This window comes from Paraglaciecola sp. L1A13, assembly GCF_009796745.1.
GTDB lineage: Bacteria > Pseudomonadota > Gammaproteobacteria > Enterobacterales > Alteromonadaceae > Paraglaciecola.
In genome coordinates this window covers 4,050,750-4,067,457 of record NZ_CP047024.1, presented here as the reverse complement: position 1 = coordinate 4,067,457, position 16,708 = coordinate 4,050,750, and the positions used below count along the sequence as shown (strand labels likewise).

15 protein-coding genes are annotated in these 16,708 nt (G+C 44.4%); 9 read left to right on the top strand and 6 right to left on the bottom strand.

Annotated features, from left to right (window positions below; all coding sequences use genetic code 11):
* The first annotated feature begins 265 nt into the window (after positions 1-265).
* Positions 266-1,498 carry a hemoblobin-interacting domain-containing protein gene (locus GQR89_RS17225; RefSeq protein ID WP_158771188.1) on the top strand — a complete coding sequence of 411 codons (1,233 nt, stop codon included), beginning with the start codon at positions 266-268 and terminating at the stop codon, positions 1,496-1,498.
* A gap of 206 nt (positions 1,499-1,704) precedes the next feature.
* Entirely contained in the window at positions 1,705-2,631 is a 927-nt protein-coding gene (locus GQR89_RS17220; RefSeq protein ID WP_158771187.1) for a DUF2167 domain-containing protein, read from the top strand.
* 117 nt (positions 2,632-2,748) lie between these two features.
* Here the strand turns inward: GQR89_RS17220 and GQR89_RS17215 are convergent, their stop codons facing one another.
* The 6 genes from GQR89_RS17215 to GQR89_RS17190 are packed head-to-tail and all read right to left on the bottom strand — an operon-like array spanning position 2,749 to position 8,758.
* Complete coding sequence (locus GQR89_RS17215; protein ID WP_158771186.1) at positions 2,749-3,813, bottom strand: aldose epimerase family protein; 1,065 nt, start codon at positions 3,811-3,813, stop codon at positions 2,749-2,751.
* Positions 3,810-5,303, bottom strand: coding sequence for a glycerol kinase GlpK (gene glpK, locus GQR89_RS17210; protein ID WP_158771185.1), 1,494 nt, complete (start codon positions 5,301-5,303; stop codon positions 3,810-3,812). The genes GQR89_RS17215 and glpK overlap by 4 nt, the downstream gene beginning before the upstream one ends.
* A gap of 23 nt (positions 5,304-5,326) precedes the next feature.
* Positions 5,327-6,061, bottom strand: a complete 735-nt coding sequence (locus GQR89_RS17205) for a FadR/GntR family transcriptional regulator (RefSeq protein WP_233269009.1) — start codon at positions 6,059-6,061, stop codon at positions 5,327-5,329.
* A 60-nt stretch (positions 6,062-6,121) separates the two neighbouring features.
* The gene (locus GQR89_RS17200; RefSeq protein WP_158771184.1) at positions 6,122-7,048 is read right to left on the bottom strand and encodes an SMP-30/gluconolactonase/LRE family protein; all 927 of its coding nucleotides are present in this window, start codon (positions 7,046-7,048) and stop codon (positions 6,122-6,124) included.
* Positions 7,041-7,991, bottom strand: a complete 951-nt coding sequence (locus tag GQR89_RS17195) for a 2-dehydro-3-deoxygalactonokinase (RefSeq protein ID WP_158771183.1) — start codon at positions 7,989-7,991, stop codon at positions 7,041-7,043. The genes GQR89_RS17200 and GQR89_RS17195 overlap by 8 nt, the downstream gene beginning before the upstream one ends.
* Positions 7,991-8,758: an SDR family NAD(P)-dependent oxidoreductase gene (locus tag GQR89_RS17190; RefSeq protein ID WP_158771182.1), complete on the bottom strand. Its 768-nt coding sequence runs from the start codon at positions 8,756-8,758 to the stop codon at positions 7,991-7,993. The genes GQR89_RS17195 and GQR89_RS17190 overlap by 1 nt, the downstream gene beginning before the upstream one ends.
* 457 nt (positions 8,759-9,215) lie before the next feature.
* Between GQR89_RS17190 and mraZ the strand changes: the two genes are divergently transcribed.
* From mraZ to mraY, 7 genes are read left to right on the top strand one after another with little or no spacing between them, the layout of a single operon-like run.
* A complete protein-coding gene (gene mraZ / locus GQR89_RS17185) occupies positions 9,216-9,674 on the top strand; it encodes a division/cell wall cluster transcriptional repressor MraZ (RefSeq protein ID WP_158771181.1) in 459 nt (152 codons plus the stop codon).
* Entirely contained in the window at positions 9,674-10,609 is a 936-nt protein-coding gene (gene rsmH, locus GQR89_RS17180) for a 16S rRNA (cytosine(1402)-N(4))-methyltransferase RsmH (protein ID WP_158771180.1), read from the top strand. The genes mraZ and rsmH overlap by 1 nt, the downstream gene beginning before the upstream one ends.
* Positions 10,606-10,926 (top strand): cell division protein FtsL, encoded by a 321-nt coding sequence (ftsL, locus tag GQR89_RS17175; RefSeq protein WP_158771179.1) that lies wholly within the window; start codon positions 10,606-10,608, stop codon positions 10,924-10,926. The genes rsmH and ftsL overlap by 4 nt, the downstream gene beginning before the upstream one ends.
* A complete protein-coding gene (locus GQR89_RS17170; protein WP_158771178.1) occupies positions 10,923-12,683 on the top strand; it encodes a penicillin-binding transpeptidase domain-containing protein in 1,761 nt (586 codons plus the stop codon). The genes ftsL and GQR89_RS17170 overlap by 4 nt, the downstream gene beginning before the upstream one ends.
* The gene (locus GQR89_RS17165; RefSeq protein ID WP_158771177.1) at positions 12,673-14,220 is read left to right on the top strand and encodes a UDP-N-acetylmuramoyl-L-alanyl-D-glutamate--2,6-diaminopimelate ligase; all 1,548 of its coding nucleotides are present in this window, start codon (positions 12,673-12,675) and stop codon (positions 14,218-14,220) included. The genes GQR89_RS17170 and GQR89_RS17165 overlap by 11 nt, the downstream gene beginning before the upstream one ends.
* On the top strand, positions 14,217-15,632 hold the full coding sequence (gene murF, locus GQR89_RS17160) for a UDP-N-acetylmuramoyl-tripeptide--D-alanyl-D-alanine ligase (protein WP_158771176.1): 1,416 nt from the start codon (positions 14,217-14,219) through the stop codon (positions 15,630-15,632). The genes GQR89_RS17165 and murF overlap by 4 nt, the downstream gene beginning before the upstream one ends.
* A complete protein-coding gene (gene mraY / locus GQR89_RS17155; protein WP_158771175.1) occupies positions 15,626-16,708 on the top strand; it encodes a phospho-N-acetylmuramoyl-pentapeptide-transferase in 1,083 nt (360 codons plus the stop codon). Before murF ends, mraY begins: the two co-directional genes overlap by 7 nt.

Genomic DNA, 16,708 nt, shown 5'->3' with positions numbered 1-16,708 from the left:
ATTTTCGGCGCGAAGTTTGCTTAAGGTATACTCATAGATTGTTTATAGGTATGCCTGATTAGCGAATAACGACGGTAGGGTGAAGGTTGGATAAGTTAGTGTGTATCCACTGTTAAAGGCGAAATGGCAGTTGTCTAAGCTTATTTTCACATTAATGTTGTTTCATTATTTATTCAAATAGTGATTTCAGTTTTTCTACTTAACAAATTTCAAAAAATCGTCGAACGTATCGACTTGGCGACATGCTTAAGAGGAAATAAATCGAATGTGGAGCCACAAGGCAATACACAGTAATGGATTAGGCTGGGTAAGGGCTTTTATAGTTCCTATTCTACTAGGATGTATTTTCGGCGTTATGCGTCAGGCTCATGGGGCAGATACCAGTGATATTGTCCTATCTGAAGGCTTTGTAGATGGAATGACTTTACCCGCTTATAAAATGCTAGTGATTAGTGGGCAGGCTCCTATGGGGCGAACCTTAGATGTAAAGTTGGTAAAAGATAACGTAACGGTCACGATGGCTAGAGTGACGGTAAATAGTGACGGTGATTGGAATATATCGCTGAATGAGCAAGCCCCCAGTGGACCTTACCAGCTAAAAATCTCAGATGATGAGCGCACCAAAGTCATAAATGACATTTTCATTGGTCAAGATGATTACAGGGCTCGCAATCCCAAAGGAGGCATTATTCTGACGACCCATTTACATGATGACATGCTCCTGCAGCCTGGAGAAACCATTAATGTGAGCGGGCTTGCAGAGCCTGGACGCTCGATAGATATAAAGCTTATTAAGGATCAAGAAACCTTCACCATGGCTAGAGTCCAAGCTGGGCGTGACGGGCAATGGCGAGTGACCATGGCTGCTCAAAATGCGGGTGGTCCATTTCAATTAGATGTTACCGATGGCACACACAGTGAAAGGGTCAATGGGATCATTATAGGGCGAGCGGATATCAAGAAAGCGCCCATCATCAGCGAAAAAACTGTCAAAAAGAAAGCGACTATTAACAACGTAGTTAAGGCCAGCAGTGAGCCCAAGCCGGCAATATCTGAAAAACCGAAGCGTGTGCCTAATCAAATTAAAGACGAATTCTTTCTACAGCAATTTGATGATTCTTCTTGGCCGCTGGCTAATTTGACCTCGTTGCAAGATATACCTAAGAGTGAAACCTTGATAGCGCGAAAACACGTGCATTTTGCTATTGATCCCCAAGTCGTTAGCTTGAGTGTTGGTCAAACCAACCAGATTCAACAGATTTATATTAACGGGCAGGCATTGGATGCCACGCAGTGGCAACGCAACCCAATAAAAATACAAGTACCCAGTGGTATTTTTCGTTCGGGAGACAATGTTATTGTTTTGCTATCCAAAAAACAGTGGGACAATACGCGCTTTATTGGCACCACTGGACGTTTTAACCTGAACATTGATAATTTTAATCTTGAATTATCGAGCAACTGGAGCGTTTTTTACTCATCTGAAGAAACATTATAAAGACTAATATCTTAATTTTATGACGTTTTAATGGCCATGGTTCGGTTGCTTTACTGAACCGTAGCTTTTTATTTGCGCTAAACTATTCCTTACACATATTGGACTACAGATTTTGCCTCTGATATAAAACGCTATGCGTCAATGAGCTAGGGCTCTGCAATGGGTAGATCAGCTTTCATTAGACATCAATATTAAATAGGGAAATTATGCAAATACTAGGACGTCTTTTTTGCAGCTTGGTGCTTTTTTGCGCTATTCAAGTCAGCGCACAAGAAGTCACTGAAATAGAAGCACAACAGCAGCAACAATATATACAGTGGGCCAGTGAACTTTGGGATTCAATGGATCCACAAACCGGCAATATTCAACTGCCCGGTGAGGTGGCTGAATTAAATGTGCCAGATAATTTTTATTTCTTAAATGCGGCTGACGCACACAAGGTGTTAGAAGATATTTGGGGCAACCCTCCTGGCAGCGCTGGGTCTATGCTTGGCATGCTCTTTCCCGTCGGTTCTACGCCGTTCGAGAGCGACACCTGGGGCGTAACAATTGAATATGAGCAAGACGGCTACGTAACCGACGAAGATGCAGATGAAATTGATTACGATGCGTTACTCACGCAAATGCAAGAAGACACAGCCCAAATTAGCGCAGATAGAGTTGCCCAAGGTTATGACGCAATTTCGCTCGTAGGTTGGGCCGCAGCACCCTATTATGATAAATCCTCAAACAAACTGCATTGGGCGAAAGAGATTAGATTTGGCGATTCGCCGACTAATACTCTCAATTACAATATTCGCGTTTTAGGACGTAAAGGCGTATTGGTCCTGAATTTCATTGCAGGGATGGAGCAGCTGACACTGATTGATCAAAACCTCGATAGTGTTTTAAACATAGCTGACTTTAAAGAAGGCGCGAAGTATGCTGATTTCGACCCTGATATCGACGATGTGGCGGCCTATGGTATTGGTGCGTTGGTCGCAGGTAAAGTGCTCGTCAAAACAGGTCTAATTGCAGCGGCACTGATTTTTTTGAAGAAGTTTGGTGTGATTATTGTACTTGCGTTAGGAGCCTTTGCTAGAAAACTCTACAAGGGCAGAAAAGCACACGCAAACAATATCGATAGTGATTAAAATCCTCACTAATTTTTTGTTATTAATGATAAAAAACGCTGCTTAAGAGCAGCGTTTTTTTGCTTTAACACATTTGACGCTTTGCTTTAGCGATCGTATAGCAATATATAAGAATGACTAAAACGACAGTTGGTATTCGGTAACTGAATAATAATCTTCGTTGGCGTTTAGCGTCGCGCTTGGAAATTGTGGGTGATTAGGCGAATCAGGATAACATTGAGTTTCGAAGCAATAAGCATGCTTGCCTTGATATTCAGTGCCACCCTTACCGATCGGCTCAGGGCCAATATAGTTTGCTGTATATAACTGTATACCCGCCATGGTGGTATACACAGCAAGTGTTCGACCACTTTCAGGATCGTATGCTTTGGCGACTAAAGCGGGTTGGGTCATATTGGGCTGATAGGCATCTAGACACCAGTTGTGATCAAAACCGTTACCCAACTTTATCTGTGGGTGGTTTGATTGCAAAGGCCCTTTCAAGGTGGTTAGCGAGCGCAAATCAAATGGTGTGTTTGTCACATCAGCCATCTCGCCGCTAGGAATCGCGTTTTTATTCGTCGGGGTATACGTTCCAGCGAGGATCTGTACCTGATGATCTTCAATTGAACCGCTGCTGTGCCCCGCTAGATTGAAATAGCTATGTTGGGTCGGGTTAAAAACGGTATCTTGATCGCTTTTACCTCGGTAAGTGATCTTTAGGCCAGAGGCAGTCAAAGTATATGTCACACTTACATTCAGCGTGCCAGGGAAACCTTGGTCACCGTCGTCACTGACTAAGCTCAATATCAAAGTTGGTTCGCTTTCGCTATCGATCATTTGGGCTTGCCAAACACGGCTATTAAAGCCATCACGCCCTCCGTGTAAGCAATTACCGGCTTGATTCACATCAACCTGATATTGGTTGTTATTCAACGAAAACTGACCTTTAGCGATGCGATTAGCATAACGGCCAACTATTGCCCCTAAGTAGGCCTGATCGGCTACATAATCATCGAGCGAGTCAAAGCCTAATACAATATCGATATGGGGTTGTTTGTCGTCTTTAGTTGGTACTAACCAACGGCGAATAATGCCGCCTAAATCGAGAATGTCGATTTGCATACCTACCGCGTTTACCAAGGTATATTCAGTGACTTTTTTCCCATCAGGAAGCGTTCCAAAGAGCCGTTTACTTATCATTTGGAATACCCCAAGGTGCTTTGAACGGCGTTTTCCCAACCTGCTATAAGTTTCCGGCGTTGGGACGATGGCATTTGTGCTGTAAAGCTATTATCAACTTCATTCATACTGGCTAAATGCTCACAAGAATCGTATATTCCTGCCTGTAAACCCGCAAGATAAGCAGCACCTAATGCGGTAGTTTCCATAATTTTAGGTCGCTCAACGGTGACATCTAATGTGTCAGCTAAGAACTGGCACAACCAATTATTACCAACCATACCACCGTCAACGCGAATTTTACTTAGCGATACTCCGTCCTCGGCCATGGCGTGCAGTAGATCTGAGGTTTGGTAGCACACCGATTCAAGGGCCGCGCGCACAAAATGGGCGTTAGTCGTGCCTCGGGTCAGACCAAATACAGCCCCCCGAGCATCTGGCGACCAATGCGGTGCGCCTAATCCGGCAAATGCTGGAACCATATATACACCGTGTTCATAATCCAATGACTTGGCTAAATCCTCGGTCTCTGATGCGCTTTTAATAACACCTAGACCGTCACGCAACCATTGAATGGCTGCACCAGCAATAAAAATTGAGCCTTCCAAGGCGTAATGAGTTTCGCCTTTAATGGTGTAGGCCACTGTAGTCAGTAATCTGTTTTTTGAATTAAAAGCTTTCTTACCTGTGTTGAGCATAACAAAACAGCCAGTGCCATAAGTGCTTTTAATAGCGCCTTCTTTGAAACAGCATTGACCGATGATCGCTGCTTGTTGATCGCCGGCTACCCCAAGTATGGGTAATGAAAAGCCGAATAAATCCTCTGTGGTATGACCGTAATCGTCGGCACATTCTTTGACTTCAGGTAGTACCGATTTAGGCACATCAAAGACTTCAAGAAGCTTCTCGTCCCAAGCCATATCATGAATATTAAAGAGGTTGGTCCGGCTAGCATTAGTGACATCTGTGGCATGCATTTGACCGTCGGTTAGGCGCCAAATAAGAAAAGAGTCAATGGTGCCAAACGCCAAGTCGCCTGCTTCGGCTTTTTGGCGCGCGCCCTCAACATTATCTAAAATCCACGCCACTTTAGAGGCTGAAAAATATGGGTCTAACAATAAGCCTGTGCGTGAATTAACGATTTCAAATAAACCTTTGTCTTGCATCTCACGACAGGTTTTAGCGGTGCGCCTATCTTGCCAAACAATCGCGTTGTAAATAGGTTGGCCGGTATTTCTATCCCAGACGACAGTGGTCTCTCTCTGATTGGTCACCCCTATAGCGGCAATTCGTGCACCCTTAGCTATCGCCTCTGAGATAGCTTGTCGACATACGACTATGGTTGAGGACCATATGTCCTCAGGATTATGTTCTACCCAGCCATCGTTAGGATAAAGCTGGGTAAACTCCTGTTGGGCTACGGCAATAATACTGGAGTCCGGAGCGAATATAATCGCTCGAGTCGAAGTGGTGCCCTGGTCAATAGCTAAAATACAATCTTTGATCCGCATCGCAATTCCGGTCCTTTTACAGGTTAACTTTGTAGTGGTTTTTTAATTTTTTCTTCATCGAGCGCTTTGTTTAAAAGAGTCTTAGCTTCTAGTAAAAGACTGCGCATTTGGTTTTCGGCTGACTGATGGTCGCCGGCCAAGATATAGTCAAGAATTTCTTGGTGATCTGCCACGCTAGCACGATCAACGCCTTTGAACCGGTTGGTTATTCGAATACTGAAACGCAGGGCTACTTCAATTGTGTGACGCATATTCCAGAAGAATCGATTGTCGCTTGCCTCTAAAATACCGACGTGAAAAGCAATATCAGCATCCAAGTGATCATCCTCGCCTCTTGCCGCTGCTTTCATCCGCTCTATTGCCGCTAACAAGGTTTTACGATTATCTTCCGTTAGATTGGTCGCCGCTAGCCCTGCGGCAGCTGGCTCTATTGCCAAACGCATATCGGCGAACTCAGAGATAATAGGTAATGATCCCTTGCGGTCTAATAACCAATTTAAAATATCAGGATCAGACAAATTCCATTGAGACTCGGGCAGCACAATGGTGCCGCGCCTAGGCCGTGCATCTAGCATGCCTTTTGCTGTTAGCATTTTTACTGCCTCGCGCAAAACTGTGCGACTAGCATCAAACGACTCGCAAAGTGCTGCTTCAGCCAATAATGGTTGCCCCTGAGGGTATTCACCTAAGGCGATTGCTTTGCCTAAAGATTGGACTATGTGACGGGTAAAGTTCCCGCTAAACATTCTACTTGCCATGTTAATTCCCGCTTTGCGTTGTTATTTTAATTTTTGAGCCCACTTGGTCGATTCGCATCATTATCGTTTTGGTGACGTGCATAAGGGCTCAGCTAATCCTTGAAACGGTGTGTGATAAATAAACACTGCACCATCGTTTTTGTGTAACTCACCATCATTTGATTGCAAGCCATCAGCTGCAGAGGTAACAAATAAGTGATTAAGATTCGGACCTCCAAAGCTGACGCATGAAGGTTGTTGGCATTGAATAGGTAAAGTGAAATTCAGCTTTCCAGAAGGGGAGTATCGTTTAACACAAGCGCTTCCCCACTGAGCATTCCAAAGGTAGCCTTCGTTGTCAATGCAAGAACCATCTGGAAACGCGTTGTTATAGGTATTGAACAATGGTTCTCTGGGGCCTGGTTCAGCGTCTATTACATTATAGTCACTGCGCCAAACACGTTGCTTGGCTGAGTCGGCAAAGTACATGGTTTTACTATCTGGACTAAAACATAAACCGTTGGAGATAGATATACCGTCAAAAATAGTCTGAGCTTCGCCATTGGCTTGTAAACGATATAGGCTCGCTTGTTTATTTAATGGCAAGGTGCTCGCATCGATGGTTTCATCTTCGATCATTGAACCGGCCCAAAAACGTCCTTGGCGGTCAACCTTACCATCGTTCATACGAGTGTAGGGCAAGTCAGCTTCGACTTTACTTAGCCATTGAATCTGTTGACTTGCGGGATTAAAAAAAGCGAATCCCGACTCGAAAGCAGCAATGAACCAATCTTGCTCGTCTGTTAAGCCAAATGCACATAAGCGTTCAGGGCATGCAAATGCCACTAATGTGCCGCTAAAGTCCCAACGGTAAAAATGTTTTCCCACTATGTCAGTCCAAAAAACACATTGCTGACGAACGTCCCATATAATCCCTTCACCAAGACGATTGGCTATGGACAGAGTGTCAACTAACGTGATCTTGTCGAGCATATTAAGGTTACTCATTAGTGAGGTTAGTTGCCATGTCACCCCAGTTTGCGGAGGCTAATGTCTGCAACCCTAATAAGGTGGCGTCTTCACTACTGAAATGTTCAGTGCTGATCCCGATATACTCTAGTGCTTCAATATATAAGCTACAAATGTGATCAGAACCGATAACGACCACATGGGAATAGACGTCAAAATCTTGTACCGCGGCCTTTACATCGGAGCCAATTAATAAGCCCGATAAATACCCCGCAGCTTCGGTATTCGTGCGTTTTTCTATAACTTGACAGGCTCGAGTAGCGAACAAGGTGTGTAGCAAATTACTCGATTGATGCATGCCGATACGTAAACCATTTGTAAAGCTACTTTTACACCAACTTTGCACTGCTGCGGGGCTAAGCAATACGCTATGTTGACTGAGCACTTCATAAAGTTCACCTACGGGACTGGTAACAAAAGACGTAATGGTTTCTTCGTCGCAAAGCGCCCACTTTGTGTGCGTACCAGGTAAACAAATCAGTCGTTTTTCAGCTCTATCTGACAGCTGAAATAAAAAGCCGAAAATCTGTGTTTCTTCGCCGCGCATTATGTCGGGTAAGTGATGGCGGTTTTCGCATGAAACACCGGGTAGTATGGTGATATTCAAGCCACGAGCAGCGAACTTTTTGCTCATCGCTAAAAGATTGTTTTTATCTGTTGGACACGAAACATAATTAGTTGGCTGCCAACCTGTGTCAGAGCCCACCGCGCCAATTAAAAATACTGGGATATTGCCGTATTGGTCAATCCAAGGCTGACATAACTCGAAAAAACGGGTTTCTGGATTGCTAATGTATTTAATTCCCATACCCTGAGTACGGGCCAGAACCGTTAATTGTTGTTCATGAAAGCGACATAAATAGAGACGACACACACTGGTCCCCCAATCACCGAGAATAATGATATCTGATTGTTTATTCATCAGGTACGTCCTGCATCAATCACAAATTGTTGGCCCGTAATCATGGCACTATCCTCTGCTGCTAAAAACAGCGCCATATTCGCTACATGAATGGGTTCTAAACGCCCACGAAGTGCCACCGATTTTTGCCATTCTTTATCTGCTTCAGCGGTCAGCCACAAGGCAAGCTGGCGATCTGTGGCAACCCAGCCAGGTAAAATAGTGTTTACCCGAATTCCGTATTCCCCATATTGATTTGCCAATGATTTACTTAAGCCGTTTAGTGCAGCTTTCGCTGCAACATAACCAGGCATTTGTTTTGGGCCAATCAATACGTTAATTGAACTCATATTAATAATATTGCCGCTACGGTTTTCGCGCATTAGGCGAATCGCACTTTGACAGGCAAAGAATGTGGAATCTAAATTAACCGCCATACAGTCTCGCCAGCCTTGCTGGTCGATATCTAAAGGGGAGTGGCGTGTGTCATTTGCGACATTGTTTATCAACACGTCAAGTCGCTGGTGAGATTGACTTATGGTCGCGATAAAGCTTTGCAATGCGTCTATGTCTGTAGTGTCTAAATGTTTAAATACAGGTGCCGCGCCCAACTCCTGGACTAGTCTTTCACATAACGCATCGCCTTTTTCTTTTTGTATATCTACAAAAATAACCGACGCTTTTTGCTTTATAAAAGCTTCAACCATGACCGCGCCGATACCCGTAGCGCCACCGGTAATAAGAATAACTTTGCCTGCAAGGCTTGGGTAGGTTGCGTAATTGTGCATAACTAACTCATTGGTATTATTTGAACAGCCATTATAAGCAAACTGGTGAACCAATCCCAAATGCGGCATCAGTTCATATGTGTATATATATTATAATATTATTAATTATCAAATTTAACTCATTTTATTTACATATTTGATCTTATTCTCCCTTTTGTGATTGAAAAATAGTCGGCATTGCTTGCTTTGACGATATCCTTGCGTGTCATTTTAGTCTCTGGTGATGCTAAAAAGCGTCACTTTTTGGAATTCCTTTCAGTTATCAGTGACTTTAGTCTAACCCTTGAATTCTCTGGCTTAGGGCAATCTTAATTTGCCAACTTTATCCCTTGACATGATAGACATGAGGTACCTAAACTGTGCATCGTGGGTAAAAGTGGCGAAAAGTGGATCTTAAAGCTCATATTTTATAAAAAATGATTCAAATTAAGTAACAGACTAATGAGAGGCTAGGGAAATGTTCCGCGGCGCTAATGCAATCAATCTTGATATTAAAGGACGGGTAACGATACCAACTAAGTATCGTCAGTCTCTGCTGGATGATTGTCAGGGGCAGCTGGTGTGCACCATTGATACCCAACAACCTTGTTTGTTGCTTTACCCACTTGCTGAATGGGAAGAAATTGAGCTTAAGTTATCACGATTGTCGAGTATGAATCCTCACGAACGTCGATTACAACGTTTGCTGTTGGGTTATGCAACCGAAGGTGAAATGGATAAAAGCGGTCGCTTTCTATTAACCGCGCCTTTGCGCGAACATGCCCATTTAGACAAACAGATTATGTTGGTTGGCCAGTTGAACAAATTCGAAATTTGGGATCACAGTGTCTGGCAACAACAAATACAACAAGATGTTGCGACTGAGCAAGAAGCAGCTTTCGAATTAACAGAACGCTTGCAGGACTTCTCACTCTAATGACAACTAAATCATCACATTTATCCGTACTCTTACAAGAATCCATTGACGGTTTAGCCATAAAACCGGATGGCATTTATCTCGATGCTACCTTTGGACGCGGCGGTCACACTAAGCAAATATTGTCTCAGCTTTCAGCTGAAGGCCGGGTTATTGCATTTGACCGTGATCCCGCAGCCATTGAGTCAGCTAAAGTACTAGCCGACGACTCGCGCTTTAGCATTCATCATTGTAACTTTTCGGAGATGGAAGACGTACTAACATCACTTAATTTACATGGCAAAATTGATGGAATTTTGATGGATTTAGGCGTGTCATCTCCTCAGTTAGATGAAGCTGAACGCGGTTTCAGTTTTATGCGCGAAGGGCCATTGGATATGCGTATGAACCCTACTAAAGGGCTAAGTGCAGCGCAGTGGTTAGCGCATGCGGAAGAACAAGATATTACACAAGTAATAAAAGAGTTTGGTGAAGAAAAATTCGGTAAACGTATTGCTCACGGTATTGTGAATGCACGTCAAGAAGCACCGATAACGACCACTGCCCAGTTGGCACACATAATCGATTTAGCCGTGCCGGTAAAAGATAAATTTAAGCACCCTGCAACCCGCAGTTTTCAGGCTATTCGCATCTATATCAACAGTGAATTAGATGAAATTCGTACAGGATTGAAAGCGGCCCTCAACAGCTTAGTTTCAGGAGGACGTTTGTCAGTGATCAGTTTCCATTCATTGGAAGATCGTTTGGTGAAACGTTTTATACGTGAACAAAGCCGTGGCTTGCAGGTGCCGCATAATATGCCAATCATGCAACAGGAAATAGATTCACATAAAGCCATGAAGGCCATTGGCAAAGCGACTAAACCGTCAAGCGATGAGTTATCGCGTAACGTGCGCGCCCGTAGCTCAGTTCTCAGGGTTGCTGAAAAGTTATGAGTACACAAGATACAAACTTCCAACTCGTCGGTTTTTTATTTACTGACCTAGCCCGCCATCCAGTGCGGGTTTTGTTGTTTTTATCACTGTTGGTCAGTGCCGGCGCCGTGATCCTCGGGTCACACCATAATCGCCAAGCGTCTATTGCCCTTGAACGCCTGATGCAGAAGAAAGATTTGCTCGACGTCGAGTGGCGAAACTTAATACTTGAGCAAAGCGCCTTGACCGAACATAACCGCATTGAAACTTTGGTATCCAAGCAGTTGGGTATGCGACGTCCTGATGCGGATGAAGAAGTGGTGGTGAGAATTAAATGAGCCGCGTGAACACTAACAAAAAACGTAACCAACAAGCGAAGCAAAATATCGCGCCTACTGGACTCCAGTGGCGTTATTTGGTCGTGGTTTGCGTCATTATGTTGGTGTTCGTTGGACTCTCTGCTCGGGCGGTTTATATTCAGGTAATTGATCCTGACTTACTTATTCAGCAGGGTGATAATCGTACGATGCGTACGCAAAATATGCCCGTGCATAGAGGTTTGATTACCGACCGAAATGGCCAGAAATTGGCTGTCAGCGTACCCGTTAGGGCTATTTGGGCAGACCCAAAAACCATCGTTGAAAACGGTTCTTTGCAAGACACGCGTCGCTGGCAAGCACTAGCAGATGTGTTAGGGCAAGATTATCAGAAGCTGATTTCTAGAGTAAAAAATCCTAAAAAACGTTTCGTCTATATTCAACGACAAGTGTCGCCTGCCATGGCTGATTATGTTGACCAGTTGTCGATAAGCGGTGTGTATCTGCGTGATGAATCTCGCCGCTATTACCCCACGGGTGAAGTATCCGCTCAACTGATTGGCTTTACCAATGTGGACGATCAGGGCATTGAAGGGGTTGAGAAGCTCTATAATGCCTGGTTAAAAGGCTCACCTGGTAGTCGTAAAATTCGTCGTGACGGGAAAGGGCGTCAGGTAGAAATTTTAGAGCAAGAAGCCGGCGAAGAACCTAAAAATATTCAACTGACTATCGATCAGCGGATTCAAGCTTTTGCCTATAAAGAATTAAAGAAAGCGGTGCAATATTACAAAGCAACGTCAGCTTCAGCTGTGGTGGTAGATGTACAGACCGGCGAAATTTTAGCAATGGTTAATAACCCGTCATACAACCCTAACAATCGCAGTGGGGTATCTGGCCACAGAATTCGTAATCGTGCCATTACTGATGCATTCGAACCTGGTTCATCTATCAAACCGATTGCGGTCTTAAGCGCCCTTGAATTTGGTTCAGTCGAGATGAATACCGTTATCGATACTTCGCCAGGTTGGATGCGTGTGGGCGGCAGTATGGTTCGCGATTCACATAATTACGGAAAACTAGACTTAACTGGCATTATTCGTAAGTCCAGTAATATGGGCACGTCAAAGCTGGCCCTATCCGTTCCCAAGCAATTCTTAATTGATCAGTATTACAACATGGGCTTGATGAGCGATACAGGTTCAAATTTAATTGGTGAAAGTAGTGGGATATTCCATGAGCGTAGTCGCTGGTCTGAGTTTGAATTATCCACGTTATCGTTTGGTTATGGTTTATCGGTTACTACCGCGCAGATAGCCAGAATGTACAGCATATTAGGTAGCGGCGGGATCAAGCGCCCACTTAGCATGATAAAAAGCGACCAAAAAGTGCCTGAAGAGCGGGTGCTTAGCGAAAATATCGCCAAAGAGGTGCTCACCATGATGGAAAGCGTGGTGAACGAAGGTGGTTCAGGTACTAAGGCCAGTGTGCCTGGTTATCGTGTTGCTGGTAAAACGGGTACCAGTCGTAAAGCGGTAGCTGGAGGATATGGCGAAGAATACGTGAGTATTTTTGCGGGCGTAGCACCGGTATCTGACCCTCAGTTAGCCGTCGTCGTGTTGATTAATGAACCTCGAGGTGACGTATATTACGCCGGGGATACGGCAGCACCTGTATTCTCAAAAATTATGTCGAACAGCTTGCAGTTACTTAACGTGCCTCCTGATGATAAAACGGTTTCATCGTTAGCCTCGATTACGAGGACGCCTGATGCTGGATAACACACAGAATGAAATAAGTAAGGCTCAGAGCATTCAACCGCTTTTAGCCCAATTCGGCATTACTACCGCAGATATTACGATTGAGTCTTTGGTTTTAGATAGTCGTGACGTGGCTATTCATAGTGCTTTTATTGCCTTAAAAGGCCATGTCCGTGATGGGCGTGATTTTATTCCTCAGGCGATTAGCCTTGGGGCAAAAGTGATTATTGCCGAATGTGACTTACCCCAAGAGCACGGTCAAACGAGTATGCGCGAGCAGTCCTTGATTGTGCATTTTTACGCACTTTCGCAGAATTTGTCAGCGCTAGCTGCTGCGTTTTATGGTCACCCTGCTAAGCAATTGCAAGTGATAGGCGTAACAGGTACCAACGGTAAAACCTCTACGGTTCAATTGACCAGCCAGTTGGCTGCGCTATTAAATAAGTCGTCAGCCTCAATTGGAACATTAGGTTCGGGCGTGATTGATCATCAGGGGAGATGTTCATCGTTTACTGAAACCCTTAATACCACGCCCGATGCAATAACCATGCATAAGCTTATAGCGCAATTTTCCCACGACGGTGTTAAGCAGGTCGCTCTTGAGGTGTCGTCTCATGCATTGGAACAACAACGTGTTGCTGCGTTGAAAATGGACGTGGCTGTGCTGACAAATTTGACGCGCGATCATTTAGATTATCACGGTACCATGCAAGCTTATGCTCAGGCAAAACGTGAGATTTTGAATCAACCAGAGCTTAAATTTGCCTTATTAAATGCCAATGAAAATGAAAGTAAACATTGGCTTGAGCATATGCCGTCGCAGGTTATACCAGTCATTTATGGTATCGATGACGACAGTCTGATTTTACCCACGACCGAGCATATGTGTTTGGCTCAGAACATTGAATATTTTAACCAGGGCTGTCGCTTTAATCTGGTGAGTTCATGGGGCAAGTGTGAAATACAGCTAGCCTTGCTGGGACGGTTTAATATTTTCAATGTGCTAGCTGCGATTACCAGTCAACTGTGCTTGGGTGAATCACTGACCGATATCGCTAAAGTCGCCCATAAGTTGGTTCCTGTAGCAGGACGCATGGAGTGCTTTAGCGCTGAAAATACTCCCGTTGTTGTGGTTGATTATGCTCATACGCCAGACGCGCTTAAACAAGCGCTTTTAGCATTACGCCACCATAGTGAAGGCCGTCTAATAGCAATATTTGGTTGCGGTGGGGATCGTGACAAAGGGAAGCGTTCGCTAATGGGCGAAGTAGCTGAAACCTATGCGGATATCGCGATCATTACGAATGATAATAGTCGCTCTGAAGACCCCTTAGCTATTGCCAAGGATATCTTAACGGGTTGTATTCACCCAGAACAGATTCACGTGGTACTTGAGCGTAAGGACGCCATTAGCAAGGCACTTTCTTTAGCTGCACCAAAAGACATTATTTTGCTGGCAGGTAAAGGTCACGAAAATTACCAAATTATTGGCAACGAAACGGTTGCTTACGATGAAAGAGAATACGTTCAACAATTGTTTGAGAGGAACATCACATGATCCCCGTTTCACTGGTATGGATTGCGCAGCAGGTGCAGGGCGAACTTATTTGCAATGAGCAAAGTATCGCTGAAAACGCAATTATCCAGGGCGTGACTACAGACACTCGCCATATCCACAGCAACGATTTATTCATTGCCTTGCGAGGACCGAATTTTGATGGTCATAAGTTTGTTGAACAAGCCCGATTAAGTGGTGCGACAGCGGTAATTGTTAGTCACAAAATTGATACGTCTTTGGCGCAAATAGTGGTTCAAGACACTAAAATTGCGCTTGGTTTACTGGGTAAAGCCGTAAAAGCTGAAGTGGCACCGAAAACGGTCGCGATTACCGGCAGTAGCGGAAAAACAACTGTGAAAGAAATGGTTGCCGCAATATTAGCGCGAAGGGGCAAGGTGTTAGCCACCAATGGCAATTTTAATAACGACATCGGTGTACCATTAACCCTACTGCGCCTTGAAGCCGATCACGAATTTGCTGTGGTAGAACTAGGTGCAAATCATCTAGGTGAGATCGCCTACACCACTGATTTGGTTAAGCCTGACGTGGCGACCATAGTCAATGCTGCAGCAGCTCATTTAGAAGGGTTTGGCAGCCTATTAGGTGTTGCCCGAGCCAAGAGTGAAATATTTAAAGGGTTGGACAAAAGCGGACTCGCAATATTTAACGCTGACAGTCAGTTTTATTCGTTTTGGCATGGTAAATACGAACACCTGCGTAATCAGTGCTTTTCAACGCAAAATGAAGCAGATTTTTATGCTCAGGATGTGGTCATGGGACTCAACGGTTGTGCGGACTTTTTGATGGTGACCCCAATAGGTAAAGTATCCATTTCTTTACCTCTACCAGGACTACATAATGTGAGTAATGCACTTGTTTCAGCGGGTCTTGCGATTGAAGTAGGCGCTAACTTACAAGATATTAAAGACGGGTTACAGTACATGGCCCAAGTGAGTGGGCGTTTGCAGGTTAAACAGCTAACTGGACAAGTTAAAGTATTAGACGACACCTATAACGCCAATGTGGCCTCAGTAAATGCCGCAATCGATTTGCTGGGCAGCTTTGCTGGTCGCAAAGTACTCATACTTGGAGATATGGCAGAGCTTGGCGAACGAGCGCGCTTCTATCACCAGCAAGTGGGGGAGTATGCCAAAGAAAAAGGCATTGACGATTTATACAGTCTTGGTGTGTTAAGTCAAAGCGCTAGTGATGTATACAAAAATAATGGTCATCATTTTAGTGATAAAAATGAATTAGTAGCGGCGCTGGCCGAAAAATTAGCATCGGAGAAACGTGACATTAGTATTTTAGTGAAGGGCTCTCGTAGTGCCCGCATGGAGTTAGTCGTTGAAGCCTTGGAGGTATCCCCCGTGGGAAAGTTTGAACGGTTTAGGGAGCTTATAGCATGCTAATGTTATTGGCCGATTGGCTTCAACAATACGAACCTAGCTTCCGAGTCTTCTCGTATCTAACATTACGTGCCATTTTGAGTACGCTGACGGCTTTACTCATTGCGGTCTTAATTGGTCCACGGATGATCCGCTGGTTGCAAACCATGCAAATCGGTCAGACTGTTCGAGATGATGGTCCCCAGTCACATTTGGCTAAATCTGGCACGCCGACCATGGGTGGGCTATTAATTTTAGCTGCTATCGTCATTAGTGTTTTATTGTGGGCCGATCTCTCAAATCGATATGTTTGGGTAACGTTAAGCGTTGTTGTGGGTTATGGCATTATTGGCTTTGTAGATGACTATCGAAAAGTTGTGCGCAAGGATCCCAAAGGATTGATTGCACGCTGGAAATACTTTTGGCAGTCAGTGATCGCTATCGCAGTCGCTTTATATTTGTATGCCAGTCAACAAGACCCTGCTGAAACTGCATTGTTAGTGCCATTCTTTAAAGACGTAATGCCGCAAATGGGCTTGTTTTTTATCGTTATGACGTACTTTGTCATTGTTGGCACCAGTAACGCAGTGAACCTTACCGATGGACTTGATGGCCTAGCGATAGTGCCAACTGTTTTAGTCGCTGGCGCGTTTGCTATTTTTGCCTACACCACAGGTAATATTAACTTTTCAGCCTATCTCAATATTCCATATTTACCGTTAACCAGTGAACTTGTGATTGTATGTACTGCGATTGTAGGAGCCGGTCTCGGATTTTTATGGTTCAACACGTATCCTGCCATGGTGTTTATGGGAGATGTTGGTTCTCTCGCGCTCGGCGGCACCTTGGGCATTATTGCGGTGTTGGTTCGTCAAGAAATTGTATTGGTGATCATGGGCGGTGTATTCGTGGCTGAAACCTTGTCCGTTATTTTACAAGTCGGTTCGTTTAAATTGCGTGGTCAAAGAATATTCCGTATGGCCCCCATTCACCATCATTACGAGTTGAAAGGTTGGCCTGAGCCGCGCGTTATTGTGCGCTTTTGGATCATTTCACTCATTTTAGTCTTGGTTGGCTTAGCCACCTTGAAATTACGTTAA

What these genes read in the sequence shown, in the direction of transcription:
- GQR89_RS17225 (WP_158771188.1), top strand. Translation starts at nt 266, where the DNA reads ATGTGGAGCCACAAGGCAATACACAGTAATGGATTAGGCTGGGTAAGG.
- GQR89_RS17220 (WP_158771187.1), top strand. Translation starts at nt 1,705, where the DNA reads ATGCAAATACTAGGACGTCTTTTTTGCAGCTTGGTGCTTTTTTGCGCT.
- GQR89_RS17215 (WP_158771186.1), bottom strand. Translation starts at nt 3,813, where the DNA reads ATGATAAGTAAACGGCTCTTTGGAACGCTTCCTGATGGGAAAAAAGTC.
- glpK (WP_158771185.1), bottom strand. Translation starts at nt 5,303, where the DNA reads ATGCGGATCAAAGATTGTATTTTAGCTATTGACCAGGGCACCACTTCG.
- GQR89_RS17205 (WP_233269009.1), bottom strand. Translation starts at nt 6,061, where the DNA reads ATGGCAAGTAGAATGTTTAGCGGGAACTTTACCCGTCACATAGTCCAA.
- GQR89_RS17200 (WP_158771184.1), bottom strand. Translation starts at nt 7,048, where the DNA reads ATGAGTAACCTTAATATGCTCGACAAGATCACGTTAGTTGACACTCTG.
- GQR89_RS17195 (WP_158771183.1), bottom strand. Translation starts at nt 7,991, where the DNA reads ATGAATAAACAATCAGATATCATTATTCTCGGTGATTGGGGGACCAGT.
- GQR89_RS17190 (WP_158771182.1), bottom strand. Translation starts at nt 8,758, where the DNA reads ATGCACAATTACGCAACCTACCCAAGCCTTGCAGGCAAAGTTATTCTT.
- mraZ (WP_158771181.1), top strand. Translation starts at nt 9,216, where the DNA reads ATGTTCCGCGGCGCTAATGCAATCAATCTTGATATTAAAGGACGGGTA.
- rsmH (WP_158771180.1), top strand. Translation starts at nt 9,674, where the DNA reads ATGACAACTAAATCATCACATTTATCCGTACTCTTACAAGAATCCATT.
- ftsL (WP_158771179.1), top strand. Translation starts at nt 10,606, where the DNA reads ATGAGTACACAAGATACAAACTTCCAACTCGTCGGTTTTTTATTTACT.
- GQR89_RS17170 (WP_158771178.1), top strand. Translation starts at nt 10,923, where the DNA reads ATGAGCCGCGTGAACACTAACAAAAAACGTAACCAACAAGCGAAGCAA.
- GQR89_RS17165 (WP_158771177.1), top strand. Translation starts at nt 12,673, where the DNA reads ATGCTGGATAACACACAGAATGAAATAAGTAAGGCTCAGAGCATTCAA.
- murF (WP_158771176.1), top strand. Translation starts at nt 14,217, where the DNA reads ATGATCCCCGTTTCACTGGTATGGATTGCGCAGCAGGTGCAGGGCGAA.
- mraY (WP_158771175.1), top strand. Translation starts at nt 15,626, where the DNA reads ATGCTAATGTTATTGGCCGATTGGCTTCAACAATACGAACCTAGCTTC.